General features: G+C 69.2%; 16 protein-coding genes. 9 read left to right on the forward strand and 7 right to left on the reverse strand.

The window, feature by feature from the left end; genetic code table 11:
- The first annotated feature begins 3 nt into the window (after positions 1-3).
- The 3 genes from ACODSL_RS12355 (at position 4) to ACODSL_RS12365 (ending at position 2,029) form a co-directional block, all read left to right on the forward strand.
- The gene (locus tag ACODSL_RS12355; RefSeq protein ID WP_488900994.1) at positions 4-612 is read left to right on the forward strand and encodes a LabA-like NYN domain-containing protein; all 609 of its coding nucleotides are present in this window, start codon (positions 4-6) and stop codon (positions 610-612) included.
- 126 nt (positions 613-738) lie between these two features.
- On the forward strand, positions 739-1,377 hold the full coding sequence (locus ACODSL_RS12360; RefSeq protein WP_488900995.1) for a uracil-DNA glycosylase: 639 nt from the start codon (positions 739-741) through the stop codon (positions 1,375-1,377).
- A gap of 94 nt (positions 1,378-1,471) precedes the next feature.
- The gene (locus ACODSL_RS12365) at positions 1,472-2,029 is read left to right on the forward strand and encodes a hypothetical protein (protein ID WP_488900996.1); all 558 of its coding nucleotides are present in this window, start codon (positions 1,472-1,474) and stop codon (positions 2,027-2,029) included.
- Positions 2,030-2,048: 19 nt separating this feature from the next.
- On the opposite strand, the gene ACODSL_RS12370 is transcribed toward ACODSL_RS12365, so the two are convergent.
- The 3 genes from ACODSL_RS12370 to dapA all read right to left on the reverse strand — a co-directional run bounded on the left by ACODSL_RS12370 (position 2,049) and on the right by dapA (position 4,462).
- Positions 2,049-3,038: an SPFH domain-containing protein gene (locus ACODSL_RS12370; protein ID WP_488900997.1), complete on the reverse strand. Its 990-nt coding sequence runs from the start codon at positions 3,036-3,038 to the stop codon at positions 2,049-2,051.
- Positions 3,039-3,110: 72 nt separating this feature from the next.
- On the reverse strand, positions 3,111-3,578 hold the full coding sequence (gene smpB / locus ACODSL_RS12375; protein WP_488900998.1) for an SsrA-binding protein SmpB: 468 nt from the start codon (positions 3,576-3,578) through the stop codon (positions 3,111-3,113).
- On the reverse strand, positions 3,578-4,462 hold the full coding sequence (dapA, locus tag ACODSL_RS12380; RefSeq protein ID WP_488900999.1) for a 4-hydroxy-tetrahydrodipicolinate synthase: 885 nt from the start codon (positions 4,460-4,462) through the stop codon (positions 3,578-3,580). The genes smpB and dapA overlap by 1 nt, the downstream gene beginning before the upstream one ends.
- A 125-nt stretch (positions 4,463-4,587) precedes the next feature.
- On the opposite strand from dapA, the gene ACODSL_RS12385 reads away from it, so the two are divergent.
- Positions 4,588-6,672, forward strand: a complete 2,085-nt coding sequence (locus tag ACODSL_RS12385; protein ID WP_488901000.1) for a lytic transglycosylase domain-containing protein — start codon at positions 4,588-4,590, stop codon at positions 6,670-6,672.
- A 3-nt stretch (positions 6,673-6,675) separates the two neighbouring features.
- Here ACODSL_RS12385 and ACODSL_RS12390 read toward each other — a convergent pair whose 3' ends face one another.
- From ACODSL_RS12390 to ACODSL_RS12405, 4 genes are read right to left on the reverse strand one after another with little or no spacing between them, the layout of a single operon-like run.
- The gene (locus ACODSL_RS12390) at positions 6,676-7,437 is read right to left on the reverse strand and encodes an ABC transporter ATP-binding protein (protein WP_488901001.1); all 762 of its coding nucleotides are present in this window, start codon (positions 7,435-7,437) and stop codon (positions 6,676-6,678) included.
- Complete coding sequence (locus ACODSL_RS12395; RefSeq protein WP_488901002.1) at positions 7,434-8,420, reverse strand: FecCD family ABC transporter permease; 987 nt, start codon at positions 8,418-8,420, stop codon at positions 7,434-7,436. Before ACODSL_RS12395 ends, ACODSL_RS12390 begins: the two co-directional genes overlap by 4 nt.
- On the reverse strand, positions 8,417-9,223 hold the full coding sequence (locus ACODSL_RS12400; protein WP_488901003.1) for an ABC transporter substrate-binding protein: 807 nt from the start codon (positions 9,221-9,223) through the stop codon (positions 8,417-8,419). The genes ACODSL_RS12395 and ACODSL_RS12400 overlap by 4 nt, the downstream gene beginning before the upstream one ends.
- A gap of 4 nt (positions 9,224-9,227) precedes the next feature.
- The gene (locus tag ACODSL_RS12405) at positions 9,228-9,863 is read right to left on the reverse strand and encodes a TetR/AcrR family transcriptional regulator (RefSeq protein WP_488901004.1); all 636 of its coding nucleotides are present in this window, start codon (positions 9,861-9,863) and stop codon (positions 9,228-9,230) included.
- 167 nt (positions 9,864-10,030) lie between these two features.
- Between ACODSL_RS12405 and ACODSL_RS12410 the strand changes: the two genes are divergently transcribed.
- From ACODSL_RS12410 to ACODSL_RS12430, 5 genes are all read left to right on the forward strand, one after another.
- A complete protein-coding gene (locus ACODSL_RS12410; RefSeq protein ID WP_488901005.1) occupies positions 10,031-11,446 on the forward strand; it encodes a glycosyltransferase family 2 protein in 1,416 nt (471 codons plus the stop codon).
- Between the two features lie 17 nt (positions 11,447-11,463).
- The gene (locus ACODSL_RS12415) at positions 11,464-12,354 is read left to right on the forward strand and encodes a class I SAM-dependent methyltransferase (protein ID WP_488901006.1); all 891 of its coding nucleotides are present in this window, start codon (positions 11,464-11,466) and stop codon (positions 12,352-12,354) included.
- Positions 12,351-13,139, forward strand: coding sequence for a TrmH family RNA methyltransferase (locus ACODSL_RS12420; protein WP_488901007.1), 789 nt, complete (start codon positions 12,351-12,353; stop codon positions 13,137-13,139). The genes ACODSL_RS12415 and ACODSL_RS12420 overlap by 4 nt, the downstream gene beginning before the upstream one ends.
- Positions 13,140-13,287: 148 nt before the next feature.
- Positions 13,288-13,866 (forward strand): hypothetical protein, encoded by a 579-nt coding sequence (locus ACODSL_RS12425; protein WP_488901008.1) that lies wholly within the window; start codon positions 13,288-13,290, stop codon positions 13,864-13,866.
- Entirely contained in the window at positions 13,863-14,579 is a 717-nt protein-coding gene (locus tag ACODSL_RS12430) for a cytochrome c3 family protein (protein WP_488901009.1), read from the forward strand. The genes ACODSL_RS12425 and ACODSL_RS12430 overlap by 4 nt, the downstream gene beginning before the upstream one ends.
- Positions 14,580-14,598: the final 19 nt, after the last annotated feature.

Below are 14,598 nucleotides of genomic sequence, written 5' to 3' on the forward strand. Positions count from 1 at the left end.
ACGATGACATTTTATCCGACCGACAGGCTCGCCCTGTTCATCGACGGCGCCAATCTCTATTCCCAGGCCAAGGCGCTGGGCTTCGACATCGACTACCGCAAACTGCTCGACGAGTTCCGCAAGCGCGGGGTGCTGATCCGGGCCTACTACTACACCGCCCTGGCCGAGAGCGGCGACGACTTTTCCCCGCTGCGGCCGCTGGTCGACTGGCTCGACTACAACGGCTTCACCGTGGTGACCAAGCCGGCGCGAGAGTACACCGACGCCCAGGGCCGCAAGCGCTGGCGCGGCGACATGGATGTCGAGATCGCCGTCGACATGATGGAGATCGCCGACAAGGCCGACCATCTGGTGCTATTCAGCGGCGACGGCGATTTCCGGGCGCTGGTCGAGGGCGTGCAGCGCAAGGGCGTTCGGGTGACCGTGGTGTCCACCGTCAAGTCGCAGCCGCCGATGGTCAGCGACGACCTGCGCCGGCAGTGCGACGCCTTCGTCGATCTCGCCGACCTGGGCGACATCATCGGCCGGCCGCAGCGAGCGCATCAGCCGCGGTTTCTCAACGATCCGCCGGCGCGGTCGCGGGCCGAAGTGGAGGCGGATGATGAGGTTTGATCGCCAGGATCCTCCCCCGATGGGGGAGGTGGATCGCCGGAGGCGAGACGGAGGGGGTCCGCTCAGGTTTCGGGTGACCCCCTCAGTCCGCTTCGCGGACAGCTCCCCCAATGGGGGAGCATCTACATGAGCCCTCGCTCCGAGCCCGCACGCGACTGTCCGCTCTGCCCGCGCCTCGTTGAGTACCGCCGGGAGAACCAGCGGCAGAACCCCGACTGGTGGAACGGCCCTGCCCCCTCCTTCGGCGATCCAGAAGCCCGGCTGCTGATCGCGGGGCTCGCGCCGGGCCGGACCGGCGCCAACCGCACGGGCCGGCCGTTCACCGGCGACCATGCCGGCTGGCTGCTCTACGACACGCTGAAGCAGACGGGCTTCGCCACCGGACGCTATGATCCGAACGGCGACGATGACCTGCGGCTGACCGGTGCGATGATCACCAACGTCGTCCGCTGCGCCCCGCCGCTGAACAAGCCCGAAACCAGTGAAGAGAAAACCTGCAGCCCGTTCTTCGCTGCCAAGCTCGCCGAGCTGACCGAACTGAAGGTCATCGTCACCCTGGGCGACGTCGCCCGGCGAAGCGTGCTGCGGGCCATGGGACTGAAGGCCTCGCTAGGCGAACCCGGGCACGGCTCGCAGTTCACGGCGGGCCCTTACACGGTGATCAACAGCTACCACTGCTCCAGGCTCAACACGAACACCGGACGGCTGACGCCGGTCATGTTCGAGGAGATCTTCCGGCGGGTGCGTAACCTGCTCGAAGCCTGATCCAGATCATCGCGGGACGGAAAGCGGTCCTCTCTCTTCCTGCGGCCGTCGTTTGATCGGCAATGCGCCAGTCAGGCGGTCGAGGAGGATCGCCATGCGTCCCAAGCCTTTGCCCGTCGTGCTGCTCGCGGGTCTGCTGCTGTTCGCCGGAGAGGCTTCGGCGGGAACCTATCGCTGCCTCGGCGGCGCGCGCGTCACCCCGGACGGACATTGTTCGGACGGATCGATGGCCATCTACGAAGCCACGCCGATCATGCCGGTCGCACCCTCGGGTCGCCAATCTGTGGAACCCGACCAACGCCCTGTCGAGCCGGCAAGCCTTTCCAGCCTGTACGGGGCGTGGTCCACCTCGGTGCCGGGCGCGGTCTGGCAGTCGCCGTCGGCGATCCCCGGCTGGCCGACCCTGCACATCTCGCCCGGCGCCCTCGCGGGGCTGCTGGTGATCTATCCGGACGGCCGCTACCTGTGGAACGCCTTTGGCGGCAAACGTGGCGTCTGGCGGCGATCCGGCGACGCCGAGTATCCCATTCTGCTCGAGGACAGGTCCGAACGACGGCTGTGGAAGATCGGGCCGAACCTGAGACGGCCCGGCCGGATCTACATCGTCGAGAGCAACGGATACTTCTGGTACGAGGGCAGTCGGGCGCGCTGACGCCGCCTCCCCCCTTCGCCTATTTCGGCACCAGCCCCCAGGCGCCCTGGCCGATGATGCAGGTATCCGTGCCCGGGGGGCAGAGGCCCTGGGAGCGCTCGGCGTATATCTGCTGGATGATCTCGGGGTTGGCGCGCAGGGCCTCGCCGCGCAGGCGGGTGCTTTCGGCGATGCCGCGGGCCGTTTCGATGGCCGCCTCGGCATTGGCGCGGGCCTCGGCGGCCTTCTGCTGCGCGGCCAGGGTGCGCTGTTCGGTCTGCGTTCGGGCCTCCACCGCCGCCGTGACGCTCGGCGGATAGCGGATGGTGCCGACCCATTCCATCTGGCTGATCTCGACGCCTTCCGCGGCCCATTTGTTGCGCACACGCTGGAAGGCGCGCTGGATGACCAGCTGGCGACCCGCGCCCATGAGCGAACCCGAACAGGGCGTCGCGGCGGCAGGCGACGCCGACGGCGTCGGCGCAACGCCGGACCCCGAAGACACGGGGTTGAGGTTGCAGGACACCGGAACCTGTTCGGTCTCCTTGGCGATCGCAGAGCGGACATCATTGCGGATCTGGCCGTCCAGCAGATCGTCGAACGGCTGGCGCCACCGGGCATAGAGCTCGGCGGCGCGGTCGTCGCGCACGCGGATGGTCAGGTTGACGTCGGCGGTCATCGGCAGGCCGGTCTGGTCGGCGAAGGCGATTTCCTCGTTTTCCTTGCCGTCGGAATTGGCCTCGCGCGTGTAGCTGTAGGTACGCTGCCGGGTCGGATAGATGATGATGTTCTCGCCGATGCCCTTCCAGTGCCAGCCCGGCCGCAGTTCGGTCGGCTGGACGCCGGGATTGGCCCCGAACTTGGTGGTCTTGATGCCGGCCTCGCCACTTTCGACCGTGGTGCTGCAGGCTGTCACGGTGCAGCCGCCGCCGATGAGCACGAAGGCGAGAACTACCACCGTCAGACCGACGCGCGCCACGCGCGGGGCCCCGGACGAAATCCTGCTCAGTCGGTTGCCCGTGTCGCTCATGCGTCCCTCCCTGGAGGGCCCGCCGAACAGGCCAGCGGCACCCCTGAAGCGGGTATCAAGCCATGAGTCGCCCTAGCCCGTCCGGTCGCCCTTCATCAGGCGGGCCTTGTCGCGCTGCCAGTCGCGCTCGGCGCTGGTTTCGCGCTTGTCGTGCAGCTTCTTGCCCTTGGCCAGGCCGATCTCGAGCTTGGCGAGGCCCTTTTCGTTCCAGTAGAGCTTGAGCGGGATGATCGTCCGGCCTTCGCGCTGGACCGCGCCCACGAGCTTGCCGATCTGCTTGCGATGCAGCAGCAGCTTCCGGTGCCGCCGGGGCTCGTGATTGAAGCGGTTGCCGCCGCTGTAGGGCGGGATGTCGGCATTGATCAGCACGATCTCGTTGCCTTCGACCGCCGCGTAGGACTCGGCGATGTTGGCCCGGCCGTTGCGCAGGCTCTTCACCTCGGTGCCGGTCAGCATGATGCCGGCCTCGACCACGTCGTCGATGAAGTAGTCGAACCGGGCGCGCCGGTTCTCCGCGATGGTCTTGCCGACCTGGGTCACTAGAGGACCCCCGCTTCCCGCATGGCGTCGAGGATCACCGGCCTGGCCGCGTCCGCGCAGCGGGTGATGGGCAGGCGGCAGTCCTCTTCGCAAAGGCCCAGCTGGGCCAGGGCGAATTTGGTCGGCCCGGGCGACGCGTCGAGGAACAGCGCCTTGTGCAGACGGACAAGGCGGTCCTGCCAGTCCCTGGCCGTGGCCCAGTCGCCCGCCATGCAGGCGTTGAAGAAAGCCGCGCAGCCGTCAGGCGCGACGTTGGCCGTCACCGAGATGCAGCCGTGCCCGCCATGGGCCATGTAGCCGAGGGCGGAGGGATCATCGCCGGACAGCATGATCCATTCGGGCCCGCACAGGAGTCGCTGGAAACTGACCCGCGTCATGTCGCCGGTCGCGTCCTTGATGCCGATGATGTTGGGCAGCTTCGCCAGCCGGGCCAGGGTCTCATTGCTGATATCGCCGCTGGTGCGGCCCGGGACATTGTAGACGAACACCGGCAGCTGCACGGCGTCGTTGATGGCGCGGTAGTGCTCGTAGAGCCCCTCCTGGCTGGGGCGATTGTAGTAGGGCGTGACGCACAGGGCCGCGTCGGCCCCGACCGCCTTGGCATGGCGGACCAGCTCGATGGCCTCGGCCGTCGCGTTGCTGCCCGCGCCGGCGATGACGGGGACCCGGCCCCGGGTGGTCTCGATGCAGAGTTCAACGACACGCTTGTGTTCGTCATGGCTCAGCGTCGAGGTTTCACCGGTGGTGCCGACGGGCACCAGCCCGTGAACGCCGCCGGCGATCTGCCGTTCGACCAGCGCGACAAACGCGGTCTCATCGACCGCGCCATCGCGAAAAGGAGTCACAAGGGCGGGGAGAACGCCCTTGAAGGGAAACTGGACCATGCCTTGCAAAAAGCCGTGAGATCGCCGCTTTCGTTTGCGGCTGTGTGTCGGAGCCGGACAATATGTCCCCGCACGGGGCGTTCGCAACCGCCGCGGAGCGTGTTTGACGAGTTGGAGACAATGGTTTGACGGGTTTTGCACGGAAGCTGGCGGTCAGCGCGGTCATCACGGCGATTCTCGGCGGCGCCGCCGGGGCGCAGTCGATGCAGCCGGACGGTGGACCGCAACTGGTGACCACGCCGCAGGTCGCCTATCGCCAGCCGCTGTCAGACAGTGACGCCAGCTACCTGAGCACCGCCCTGACCGCCGCCCGCGCCGGCGACGCCGACCGCGTGCGGCTGGCGATGGATTCAATCCAGGATCCGGTCGCGAAGAAGATCGCCCTGTGGGCCCTGGCCGACGGCGCGCCCGATTCGCTGAGTTTCTTCGAGGCGGACTCCGTGCGGCGCGACCTGAACGGCTGGCCGCGGGGCGCCAAGCGGCAGGCGACGGCGGAAAAGCTCATCGAAACCTCCGGCATGTCGCCGGAACGTGTGGTCGCCTGGTTCGGCGGCAGCGAACCCGAAACCGTGCAGGGCGCCATGGCGCTGGCCGGAGCCCTCCGCGCCACCGGCCACGGTGACGAGGCCCGCGTTCTGATCCGTCGTTGGTGGCGCGAGGAGCTGTTCGATTCCGCGCCGCAGATCGCCCTGCGCGACCGGTTCTCAGCCTTTCTCACGCCTGACGACGACCTGGCGCGCGCCAACATGCTGCTCTACGGCCCCCAGGGTCCGGCGGCACGCGAGATGGTCGACCATATTCCGGAATCCTACCGGCCGGTCGCCAATGCCCGTCTTGCATTGCGGGCCAACCAGCCGGGCGGCAACGACCTGATCGCCGCCATGACGCCGGACCAGCGCCAGGACCCGGGCCTGATCTATGAGCAGGCCGCCTATTTCCAGCGCAGGGGTCTGACGACCATGGCGCTGCAGCTGGCGCGCGGCTTCAAGCCCGCGCCGGCGCAGGAGGTGGCGGCCCGCGCCTGGACCACCGACCGGCGCAAGATGGTCGTGGCGGCGCTGGCCGCTGGAGACTTCTCCGGAGCCTATGGCGCGGCGGCCAACACAGGCCTGATCACCGGGCCCGACGCGGCCGAGGCCGAGTTCTACGCCGGCTGGATCGCGCTGCAGAAGCTGAAGAACCCGACCGCCGCGGCGGACCACTTCGCGCGTCTGGCGGCTGCCGGCACCTCGCCGATCACCCAGGGCCGCGCCCTCTACTGGCAGGGCCGCGCCGCGGAGGCGCTTGGGGACAAGGCCGGCGCCCAGGCCTTCTATGAAAAGGGCGCCCAGTACATCACCGTATTCTATGGCCAGCTGTCCGCCGAACGGGCGGGCATCCGCACCATCACCCTGCCGAAGGATCCGGTGGTCACCCAGGCCGACCGGTCGCGGTTCGAGGGCCGGGAACTGGTCCGCGCACTGCGCATCCTGTTCGAGAGCGGCAACAAGGACACCTTCAAGGTTTTCGCCCTGCATATCGACGACACCCTTCCGACGGCTGCCGAATGTGCGCTGCTGGTCGATCTGGCGCGCGGCTATGGCGACCCGGACACGGCCATGCGGGCCGTGCGCACGGCGGCGCAGCGCGGCATGGTGCTTCCAGAGCGCGGCTATCCGCTGCTGACCGCACCCGTCGTCGACGGCGGCGCCGAGCCGGCGTTCGTGTTCTCGATCACGCGTCAGGAAAGCAATTTTGACGCCCGCGCCCGCTCGTCACCCGGCGCCCGCGGCCTGATGCAGCTGATGCCCGCCACCGGCGCCCTGACGGCGCGCGCGCTGGGCGAGGCCTATTCGGTCGACCGGCTGTTCGAGGCCGACTTCAACATGCGCCTGGGCGCCCGATACCTCGGCGACATGATCAGCACCTTCGGCGGGTCCTACGTGATGGCGGCGGCGGCCTATAACGCCGGCCCAGGCCGGCCGGCGCAGTGGACCGCCCTCTGCGGCGACCCGCGCGGCGCCTCGACCGACCCGCTTGACTACATCGAGTGCATCCCGTTCGTGGAGACCCGCAACTACGTCATGCGAACGCTGGAAACGACGCAGGTCTACCGCGCGCGGCTGGCCGGCGGCTCGGCGCCGCTGATGCTGTCCAACGACCTGAAGCGCGGGGCGTGGGGGGCATATGTGCCGTCGACGCCGGCGGTGACGGCGCCGGGGGCGCGGTAGGGGTCAGTCCGCTACCCGCCGCGCGGACACCACCGGTCCCGTCGGCGTCTGGATCAGATCGCCGTCGAGCCCGAAAACCGTCCGCAGAACCTCCGGCGTCAGCGCAACCGAGGCTGCCCCCTGGGCCGCCACCTGCCCGTCCGCCAGCACCACCATACGGTCGCAGAAGCGGGCGGCGAGGGTCAGGTCGTGGAGGGTAACGACCACGGCCGCGCCGCGCGCCGCTTCGGCCCGCAGGAGTTCGAGGGTCAACAGCTGGGCGTCGGGGTCGAGGCCGGCTGCGGGCTCGTCGGCGACCAGCAGCGGCGCGCGGGTGGCCAGCAGGCGAGCCAGCAACACCCTCGCCCGCTCGCCGCCGGACATCTCCAGCACCCCGCGTGTCTCGAAGCCGGCGAGACCGACGCGGCCGAGGCAGGTCTGGGCGACCTCGCGGGCGGCGGCGGGCGACAGGTCGGGCGCGCCGAGGGCGGCGATGTCGAGCGAGGCCAGGTTCCAGCCGACGCGCCGCTCCTGCGGCAGGTAGCCGACCAGACGGGCGCGCTCCGTTTCCGGAATCGCGTCAACGGGACGTCCGGACAGAGCCGCCTCCCCGGCCTCGCGGCGCAACAGGCCGAGGCCCGCGCGGATCAGCGTGGTCTTGCCAGAGCCGTTGGGGCCGATCACCCCGATCATCTCGCCGGGCGCGGCGGTCAGGCCCGCACCGCGCAGGGCCGGACGGCCCGCGAGCCGGACGACGAGGTCCCTGAGGTCCCAGGCCGGGGTCATGCGCGCCAGCTCCGCGCCGCGCGCCAGGCCACCAGCGCGAACAGCGGCGCGCCGAACAGGGCGGTGACGACGCCGAGCTTGAGCTCCTGCTCGGTCGGGATGACCCGGGCGGCCAGATCGGCCAGCACCAGCAGGCCGGCGCCTGCCAGAGCCGAGGGCAGCAGGGTCTTGCCGGGATCGTCCCCGGCGAAGCGGCGCACCAGATGCGGCGCAGCAAGACCGACGAAGCCAATGATGCCGGCAGCGGCGACCGAGGCCCCCGCCAGCAGCGCCGCGCCGCCGACCGCCGCCGCTCGGAGGCGCGCCATCGGCAAGCCGGACAGGGCGGCCGTCTCCTCGCCGAGCGTCAGCATGGTCAGGCCGCGTGCCGACCAGGCGACGAGCAGCGCCCCGATCGCGGCGGGGATCGCCGTGCTGATCAGGTCCGGCCAGTCGCGGTTGGCCACGGAACCGAGCATCCAGGACAGCACCTCGGCCGTGGTGATCGGCGACGGGGAGAGGTTGTAGACAAGAGAGCTCAGGGCCCCGGCGAAGGCCGAGATCGACACGCCGAGCAGGATCAGCGTCTCCGGCTCACGGAAGCGGGCGGCGAGCGCCACGACCAGCGCTCCCGCGACCAGCGCCCCGGTCAGGGCCGACAGCTCGATGGCGCCGGGGATGGCGGCGAGGCCGAGGGCGATGGCGACGCCCGCGCCGAGCCCCGCGCTGGCCGAGACGCCGAGCACGCCCGGGTCGGCCAGCGGGTTGCGCAGCAGGCCCTGCAGCGCCGCGCCGGAGAGCCCGAGCGCCGCGCCGACAAGGGCGGCCATGCAGGCGCGCGGGGCGCGGATGGTCCAGAGGATCTCGCCCGGCGCCGAGCCCGGCCGGGTCAGGGCGGTCCAGTAGTCGCCGGGCCGCAGCGGCGTCTCGCCGATCAGGACAGCGACGATCACCGCCGCGAGCAGCAGCAATGAAAGGATAAGCAGCCCCCGCCCCCGGCTCATCGCGGCGCCGCCCGGGCAAGGAGCTCGGCTCCGTCGGCGGCGAACCAGGCCGGGCAGCCGAGAATCGTCGACGGCAACGACGCGACCGTGCGGCCCTCCAGACGCCTGCGCAGGGCGGCGTGCCGTCCCGGGCCCCAGCGCTGCATGGCCACCGCGAAGGTGTCGAAGAAGCCGAGCACAAAGGCGCGCGGTGGCGTCATCACCAGCCGTTCCAGCGGGATCGGCTTCCAGGTCGAGCCGGTCGCCAGATTGGTCATCCCGGCCGCGCGCATCATCGCGTCGACCAGGCTGCCCGGCCCCGTCGTGAAGCCACTGGGGGTGAAATAGAGGGCCGGAGCGCCCTTCCAGGCGCCGTTCGCCCGGTCGAGCCTGGCGTCCATGCGCGCAACGAGCGCTTCGCCCTGCGGCGCGTTACCCAGCGCGGCCGAGACGGCGCGAACATTGGCCCGCACAGCGTTGAAATCCGTGGCTTCTCCGATCTTCACGACCTTGACGCCCCGGCGCGTCAGGACGGCTTCGAGCCGGGCGTCGCCGCCCCAGTAGCGCACGACTATGTCAGGTCGGACGGCCAGGACGGACTCGGTGGTCGCCCGACGCACCGGAATGCCGACCGCCGCGGCGCGCATGTAACTGTCCCGGTCGTCAGCGCGGGCCGACAGGCCGATGATGGCGGCCTTCGGCGCCAACGCCAGCACATACTGGTCGGCGCAGCTGTCCAGAGACATGACGGTTTGCGTGGCCGCGGCCGACCCGGCGAACGCCAGCCCCGCCACGAGGGCGGTCAGAGCGGGCGCCGGGCTCATCGGTTCAGTCCGTCACGAGGCCGTTGAACAGTCCGTCCAGCATGACTCCGCGGAGTTCGTCTGTCGGGGCCCAGTGGAAGGTCGGCTTGGTCAGCAGCAGGGCGACCAGGCCGTGACAGGCCGCCCACATCGCCTGGGCCGCGCTTTCCACGGTGCCGGTGCGCAGACGGCCGGTCGCGCCGATGTCGCGCACCGCGCCGAGGAACTTGTCATAGCAGCTGTCGCCCAGAGCCTCCGTGGCCGCCTGCTTGTTCTCCGACAACAGGCCGCTTTGGCCGCAGAAGACCAGTTGGTAGGCGTTCGGGTTCTCGAGCGCGAAGGTGATGTAGGCGTCGAGCATCAGGCGCACCCGCGACACCGCGTCGATCGGCCTGGCCGCGATCTCGCTGTTCTGCTTGAGCAGCACCGCGATGGCGCTGTCGCAGATCTCGAGCAGGATCTCGTCCTTGTCCCGGAAATGCATGTAGAGCGCCGTCGAGGAGACCCCCACCTCGTCCGCGATCTTGCGAATGGTCGCGCCCTGATAGCCTTCGGCGATGAATATGCGTTCGGCCGCCTGCAGGATTTCCCCCCGGCGGGTATGACCGTCGCCCTTGGGCTTACGCGCCGACCGCTGCGGCTTCTTCAAGGTCGTCGTCACTCGACTCGCCTCTCCCCAAGGTTCCCCGACGGCTACTAAACGGCAATCACACAGGTGTCGCAAGGCGCATGCGGCCCGCGCTATCCTAAGGATTGTATTTTTGACTTTTCCCTCTTGACGCGTTTTTCGACCTGAGTCTGATTCGCCGCCGACAGCTCGGGGGCGACATGGCGCATATCCACGGCGACGCGAACGCGGCGAAACAGCCCCGGCGCGTTGCGTCGACCCTGCTGAGACCAAAGCCGCGTCTGGTGGACACGGACACCCGGACCTGGACGCGCGGGGCGGCCCAGCCCGTGACCTCGGGCCAGCTCATCGCTGGAGCAGCCTGTCTGGTCCTGCTGACCGCCGGACTCCTGACAACCCCGTTGATCGTGCATCACCTGCTGTTCCTGATGTTCGCGGCGACAGCCCTGACCCGCCTGATCGCGGCCTTGACCCCGCGGACCCTGGAAGTCGCGCCCGACCTGAAGGACAGCGACCTGCCGCGGTACACGGTGATCGCGCCGCTCTATCGCGAGGCGGCCATCGCCCCCGACCTCGTCACCTCCCTGTCGACGATCGATTATCCCGGGGACCGCCTGCAGGTGCTGATCGTGCTCGAGAGCGACGACACAGAGACCCGCGACTGCCTTGAAGCCCTTGCGTTGCCGCCGTGGATGCAGGTGCTGGCCGCGCCGCCGGGATGGCCGCGCACCAAACCGCGCGCGTGCAACATCGCCCTCGAGCAGGCCACCGGGACCTTGCTGACGATCTACGACGCCGAAGACCGCCCTCATCCGAACCAGCTGCGGGAGGCGGCGGCAAGATTTGCTACCGCGCCGGCGCGGCTGGCCTGTCTTCAGGCGCCGTTGCGCATCGACGCCGATCCACATCTGCTTCCGGCGCAGTTCGCGCTGGAATACGCGGTGCAGTTCGAGGTGCTGATGCCGGCGCTGAGCCGGATCGGCGCGCCCTTCCCGCTCGGCGGCACCAGCAACCACTTCCGGGTCTCGGCCCTGCGCGCCGTGGGCGGGTGGGACGCGTGGAATGTCACCGAGGACGCCGACCTCGGCTTCCGGCTGGCCGCCGAGGGCTACACCATGGGCGTCCTGCAGAGTCCGACCTGGGAGGCCGCGCCGGACAGCCTTCGGGCCTGGATCCCGCAGCGTACCCGCTGGATCAAGGGCTTCATGCAGACCTTCGGTGTTCACTCGCGCGCGCCGCCGCACTGGAGCACCGGCGCGACCCTTTCGTTCGCGATCACGCTGGGGGCCGCCATTGTCGCGGCGCTGCTTCATGGGCCGCTGATCGCCTGGGCGCTGGTCTCCACCGCACTGGGCCTGATCGAAACCGGCGCGCCCTGGCTCAGCCCGTCCGACGGCGCGCTGCTCGCGGCAGGCTGGGTGGGCGCGGGGCTTGCGGGCGTCATCGGGCTGCGGCGCGCCGGCCTGCCCGTAAGGCTGCGCGACCTGCTGTTTCTCCCGGTCTACTGGCCCCTGCATTCGGTCGCGGCCGCCCATGCGCTGGTGCAGCTGCTGGACCGTCCGTACCACTGGGACAAGACCCCGCACGCCGCGCGGACTGGACAGGGCGCCGCCTGAACCGGTATCGCCCGGTGATGACCGGCCCCCTCATCGCCGAAACGCCCGCGCTGATGCGCACCACCGGCTGGGCCGACTACGCGCTGGTCGACAGCGGCGGCGGTCGCAAGCTCGAGCGCTATGGTCCCTATCATGTGGTTCGGCCCGAGCCGCAGTGCCTGTGGACGCCGCGCCTGCCCGCTGCCCGCTGGGACGGCGCCGACGCCGTGTTCGACCCGACCGACGAGGACGAGGCCGGCCGCTGGCGGTTCAAGGGAACCCCTGTCGGCAGCTGGGAGCTCGGCTGGGGCGAGGTGAAGTTCCACGGCCGGTTCACCAACTTCCGGCACCTGGCCTTCTTCCCCGAACAGGCGGCCAACTGGGAATGGCTGGACGAGCGCCAGCGCGCGGCGGGCCGTCCGCTGAAGATCCTCAACCTGTTCGGCTACACCGGCGTCGCCAGCCTGGTCGCCGCCGCCGCGGGGGCGCAGGTCACGCACGTCGACGCCTCCAAACAGTCGGTTCAGCGGGCCCGCGAGAACGCGACCCTGTCCGGAATCGACAACGTCCGCTGGATCGTCGAGGACGCCCGCCGCTTCGTCCAGCGCGAGGACCGGCGCGGCAACCGTTATGACGGGATCATCCTCGATCCGCCGAAATTCGGCCGGGGCCCCGATGGCGAGGTCTGGCGACTGTTCGAAGACCTGCCCGAGATGGTCAGGCTGTGCGCCGGCCTGCTGTCCGACGACGCGTCGTTCCTGATCCTCAACGCCTACGCCGCGCGCATTTCGGGCGCCTCGATGGCGGGACTGGTGGCGGAAGCCACTGCCAACCGCGCGGGCCGCATCGACTGGGGCGAACTGGCGCTGGTCGAGGAGGCTGGCGACCGCCAGGTGGGCCTCAGCTTCTTCGCCCGGTGGTCGGCATGAGCCGGGTCGTCACCTCCCACACCAACCCGACGGTCAAGGCGGTCAAGGCGCTGCATATGCGCAAGGCTCGCGAGGAGAGCGGCCAGTTCCTCGCCGAAGGCCTGAAGATCGTCACCGAGGCGATTGAGCTGGGCCACACGCCGAAGATCCTGATGTTCGGTCAGGACGGCGGCGACCACCCGCTGCTGGTCAAGGCCATCGGAGCGACCGGCATGGCCGGCGGCGACGTCATCGAGGTCAACCGCGAGATCCTCGAGAAGGTCGCCCGCCGCGACAACCCGCAGGCCGTGCTGGCGGTCTTCGAACAGAAATTTACGCCGGCCGAGGCGCTGGATCCGCGCAGCGCTGGCGTATGGGTGGCACTGCACAAGGTCCGCGATCCTGGCAACCTCGGGACGATCATCCGTACGGCCGACGCGGCGGGCTGCGGCGGCGTGATCCTCGTCGGCGAGTGCTGCGATCCCTATTCGGTCGAGGCCGTGCGGGCGACCATGGGCTCGATCTTCGCCGTGCCGATCGTGAAGATGAGCGAGGCCGAATTCATCGCCTGGCGCGGGGGCTGGCCGGGATCGGTGGTCGGCACCCTGCTGACCGCGACCGTCGACCATCGCTCGGCCGACTATCAGCGCCCGACGCTGATCCTGATGGGCAACGAACAGGCCGGTCTGACGCCTGAACTGGCCGCCCTCTGCGACGTCAACGTGAAGATCCCCATGCGCGGAAGAGCCGACAGCCTGAACCTGTCGGTGGCCACGGGGATCATGATCTACGCGGCGGGCGACTGACGGGCTTCGACACGCGCCGATCCGGATTGATCTGGGTCAAGCATTCGCTGCGACAAACTGTCCATGGTTATGTTTGACGTCGGTTCGACGTCGCGTTTCGGCGTCAGCGCTCCTCGAGCGCGGCGGCGAGGCCAATGGGCTGACCGCCGTGAAAAGTCATCTGATCCTTCGAGAGGTGGCGCCGTTCGCGCTGACGCTATGCCTTCTGTTGGCGGCGACCTTGGCGATTGACGGACTACTGCACCTGATGAAGGCCGTGTGGCTGGGGCGCTGGCTCGGCATTCCGGGCGTGCTGCTGATCGCCGGGTCGTTCGGCTACTCCCTGCGAAAACACAAGGTCATCAACCGCGGTCGACCTGTCACGCTGTTGCGTCTCCATGAGCGCATGGCCTGGGCGGGGTCGCTGTTGATCCTCGTCCACGCCGGAATTCACTTCAACGCGGTCCTCGCCTGGCTGGCTGTCGGGGCGATGGTCCTGAATGTGGGCAGCGGCCTGACGGGCAAGTTTCTCCTCCGGAACGCCAAGACCCGATTCGAAAACACACGCCGACAGCTGGTCGCGGATGGCCTGTCGCGCGAGGACATCGACGACAGGCTTCACGGCGACAGCCTGACCCTCGACGTCATCAAGCAATGGCGGGTGGTCCATTTCCCGATCACGCTGGCGTTCGGCGTCCTCGGCGTCGCGCATATTGTCGCCATTCTTCTTTTCTGGGGCTGGCGATGAAGCGTCCCTGGATCCTCGGCGTCATCGCGATCTGCCTGGGCATCGTCGCAATTCTGGCCTTCGTCTATCCCAACGAGATGATCGCGCCCGGTCCGCTGATCCCGGCGCACACGGCGCTGACGCGGGACTGTTTTTCCTGCCACACCCCGTTTCGCGGGGCCGCCGTCGAGCGATGCGTCGCCTGCCACAGCGTGTCATCCATTGGCGTGCGAACCGTCGCCGGCGCCGCCATCAGAACGCCCCTCTCACGTCGCCCCTTCCATCAGGATCTGGCGAACAATGACTGCATGGCCTGCCATGACGATCACAGGGTCGCCGGCGTATCCCGCCCCGTGCCGCCCCGATTTGTGCATACGCTTCTGACGCCCGTGGCGCAGGCCCGCTGTGCGTCCTGTCACACGCCGCCGCGGGACGCCCTTCACAAGACCCCGACGCCCAATTGCAGCACCTGTCACCAGACCATGGCCTGGAAGCCCGCGACCTTCGCGCACGACCGCTTCTTCGCCCTGACCGGTCCGCACAGCGTGCCCTGCGCGACCTGTCATGTCGGCAACGACACAAGCCGCTACACCTGTTTCAGCTGCCACGCGCACAGGCCGGATGACATCGCCGCCCTTCATCGTCGGGAGGGTATCGCCAACATCGGCAATTGCGTCCGATGCCATCGCAGCGCCGATGAGGGTGAAGGCGGAGAGCGAGAAGGCGATGACTAGGCGGCTCCAGACGCCATCA

It is taken from the genome of Caulobacter sp. FG121 (genome assembly GCF_057809815.1).

Excerpts from the sequence above, each read along its gene's own strand:
- ACODSL_RS12355 (WP_488900994.1), top strand. The coding sequence starts at position 4 with ATGACATTTTATCCGACCGACAGGCTCGCCCTGTTCATCGACGGCGCC.
- ACODSL_RS12360 (WP_488900995.1), top strand. The coding sequence starts at position 739 with ATGAGCCCTCGCTCCGAGCCCGCACGCGACTGTCCGCTCTGCCCGCGC.
- ACODSL_RS12365 (WP_488900996.1), top strand. The coding sequence starts at position 1,472 with ATGCGTCCCAAGCCTTTGCCCGTCGTGCTGCTCGCGGGTCTGCTGCTG.
- ACODSL_RS12370 (WP_488900997.1), bottom strand. The coding sequence starts at position 3,038 with ATGAGCGACACGGGCAACCGACTGAGCAGGATTTCGTCCGGGGCCCCG.
- dapA (WP_488900999.1), bottom strand. The coding sequence starts at position 4,462 with ATGGTCCAGTTTCCCTTCAAGGGCGTTCTCCCCGCCCTTGTGACTCCT.
- ACODSL_RS12390 (WP_488901001.1), bottom strand. The coding sequence starts at position 7,437 with ATGACCCCGGCCTGGGACCTCAGGGACCTCGTCGTCCGGCTCGCGGGC.
- ACODSL_RS12395 (WP_488901002.1), bottom strand. The coding sequence starts at position 8,420 with ATGAGCCGGGGGCGGGGGCTGCTTATCCTTTCATTGCTGCTGCTCGCG.
- ACODSL_RS12400 (WP_488901003.1), bottom strand. The coding sequence starts at position 9,223 with ATGAGCCCGGCGCCCGCTCTGACCGCCCTCGTGGCGGGGCTGGCGTTC.
- ACODSL_RS12410 (WP_488901005.1), top strand. The coding sequence starts at position 10,031 with ATGGCGCATATCCACGGCGACGCGAACGCGGCGAAACAGCCCCGGCGC.
- ACODSL_RS12415 (WP_488901006.1), top strand. The coding sequence starts at position 11,464 with ATGACCGGCCCCCTCATCGCCGAAACGCCCGCGCTGATGCGCACCACC.
- ACODSL_RS12420 (WP_488901007.1), top strand. The coding sequence starts at position 12,351 with ATGAGCCGGGTCGTCACCTCCCACACCAACCCGACGGTCAAGGCGGTC.
- ACODSL_RS12430 (WP_488901009.1), top strand. The coding sequence starts at position 13,863 with ATGAAGCGTCCCTGGATCCTCGGCGTCATCGCGATCTGCCTGGGCATC.